Origin of the sequence: Endozoicomonas sp. ONNA2, assembly GCF_024606365.1 — a bacterium.
GTDB lineage: Bacteria > Pseudomonadota > Gammaproteobacteria > Pseudomonadales > Endozoicomonadaceae > Endozoicomonas.
The window spans coordinates 1-2,742 of the sequence record NZ_JAHHPO010000281.1 but is presented as its reverse complement, the minus strand read 5'-3'; the positions used below and the strand labels follow the sequence as shown (position 1 = coordinate 2,742).

Here is a 2,742-nt window from a genome sequence, read left to right as displayed (position 1 = left end):
TATCTTTTACGACCCAGCAGCTATCTTTTACGACCCAGCAGCTATCTTTTACGACATAGTGCAATGGGGTCATGTTATTTTGACCCTGGTGATTAATATCTATCCTGGTTTTGAAATCGTCTTTAAGCCTCCTCAGGCAGTTGATTTTGCCATGCGCTGCAGCATACAGAAATAACCTTGAAAACCCGCCGTCGTCTGGTTTTATGAATTTGAGCAGTTTTATCAGGCAATCGTGTTGGTCTCCCTGAATAGCCAAATGCAGTAGTGAAGCTCCTTTATCATTAGTCGTAGTCTTGAAATTTACTTCTTTATTAAATTCTTTATAAATCTTTTTCAGAAATACTTTATTACCGTGATAAGCTGCATAGTGCAACGGAGTATTCCCTTTTGAATCCGATGTCGTAACATCTGCTTTGGAATACTGGTAACGTTTAATATCCAGCCAGTCAATTTTTTGCTCTGATTCGGCTATATAATGCAGTAGCGTCATACCGGATTCATTTTTTTTCTGCACATTAGCCTGAGCCTCTATTAGCTCTTTTACGCATGCTTTATGACTGTGTTGAGCAGCCAGGAGCAATGCCGTGTCGCCATTATTATCTTTATCATTGATGCATGTTAATTCTTTGCGCACATACTTTTTTTTCTTGACTTTATTTTTGCACAGCATCTGTTTGACTTCTTCCTCATGTACTTCAAACAGTAGTGACTCAATGCAACTGCTTTGCCCTTCCAGCGCGGCATAATGCAGGGGTGTCCTGCCTGCATGATCTTTACGATTGATGGATTCTGCAGAGCCCACTTTCGCCAGAAATTTTTCCAGGTAATTGTTGCTGCCTTTTTCTGCAGCGCAGTGCAGGAGTGTTTTGCCGTCAGTTTCGTCCTGTTCATCCAGGTCTATCTTTTTGACCAGTTTCTCTGTGCTGGTGCTGTGATAATTTTCATCGATGGCAAATCGCAGGGTGCGATTGCGATTAACGGGCGAGATATGCTGATCTTTTTCGCATAATTTATCCAGGCATTCTTCATGCTTGTTTAAAATTGCATAATGCAGGGCTGTTTTTCCACTGTTGTCAGTTTGGTTGATATTCGCTTTATGAGAGATTAGATATCCAAGGCATAGTTTTTGGCGCTTCTCAGCAGCATAATGCAGCGCTGTTTTTCCGCGGTTGTCGCAGTGGTTGATATCCGCTCCATTAGGGATCAGAGATTTCAGACAGAGTTCATGGCCGTTCTCGGCAGCATAATGCAGGGCTGTTTTTCCACTGTTGTCTGAGTGGTTGATACTCTTTTTAGAGATCAGATTTTTAGAGATTAGATATACCAGGCATGGTTCGTGCCCCTTCTCGGCAGCATTATGCAGCGCTGTTTTTCCACTATCGTCCGTGTGGTTGATATCTGCTCCTTTAGAGATCAGATGTTTCAGACATTGTATCTGGCCCTTCTCAGCAGCATACTGTAGCGCTGTTTTTCCACTGTTGTCAGGCTTGTTTATATCCGCTCCATTTTGGATCAGAAAACTCAGAGGTATTTCGTGCCCTTTCTTTGCAGTAAAGTGCAGGGCTGTTTTCTCACTCTCATCAGCCAGTTCGATATTCATTTTCTCATCGACTAGATATTCCAGCCATTTCAGGCATTTCTCACTGTCAGTTTCAGCAGCATAAGCAGCCAGAGCAGCTCTGTTTTTGCTAATAGTGGATGACTCAATTTTTGTCTGTTCCCGTGGTGCCGGGTCAGTATCCGGGGCGTCATTCAATGGCCTTTTGCGAGAGTCAATCGCAGTTTCATTATCAGTGGGGGCGGGAGCGTTAGTGGCAGTGGAACCAGCCTGAGCTGTTTTGACAGCTTTATCCGTATCGTCGAGCTTCACGTTGGTTGTGAGCCTACTGTTGTCTTGTTCATGATCGATCAGGGAATCAGCAAAGTGCTCTAAAACTTTCATGATCTCTTTGTTGCCTTCATGTTTAGCTAAATCCCACGCCGTTTCGCCATTTTCATTCCTGGCTTTGGCAATGCAGGAGGCAACGGAGGGGGCAATGGCCAGAATTTCCTTGACGGTGTCTGTTTTTTTCTTATCGGTAGCTTCGTACAGAGGCGTCCAATAACGTGATTGTTCGTCATGACTGCTTTTCCCTGGCAAGGGAATCAATGGCAATAACAGTTGTTGGCATTCACTGCATTCGCGCAGGTCAAGGCTTTTTCCAGCCTGCTGTTCACTGACAAGCCATTCGGTGATGCATTTCAGGTGGAAAACGTGTGATGACGGGCAAGAAGCTTTAACCAGTCGATCACCCTGTTCTCCGATACACCTGTCGTCACTTTTACATAGAGAACAATTAAAGGATAAATCTGACGCACTGTCCCTGACACTATTCATTGCTATACCGTACTTTACGAACCAATTCATTGCGTAAGACAAAAAAAAGCAGAGAGAGTTTCATAGAAAATAAAATTTTAACAAGGCGATTGTCGTTAGAATTCCCGTGCCGGGCATGAACGGCTCGCACTGCACTTTGACAGTGTGGCATTTCAGTTGTGCAGGGTGACTAAAAGTCAGTTTGCAAATTGACAGGGTCGGCGTTGGCTTTCATGAGAGCTTGGCGGGGTAAGATTCATAATCATTTTTGCCTGATCAATCTGCAAAAAAAGTCGGTTTGGTTTCAAACCGAAAGGGAACTTTAGCTTGGTGTAAGTAGCTAACCATATGAAATCATATATTTCTGACTCCTTGTGCCGGCACTC

At 43.8% G+C, this 2,742-nt stretch carries 2 protein-coding genes; both read right to left on the bottom strand.

Annotation, left to right across the window (positions count from 1 at the left end):
• A partial coding sequence (locus KDK14_RS04945; protein WP_257263908.1) for an ankyrin repeat domain-containing protein occupies window positions 1-2,377 on the bottom strand: 2,377 nt, incomplete at its 3' end.
• Between the two features lie 176 nt (window positions 2,378-2,553).
• Window positions 2,554-2,742 (bottom strand): hypothetical protein (locus KDK14_RS04940; protein ID WP_257263907.1); only part of this gene is annotated, 189 nt, incomplete at its 5' end.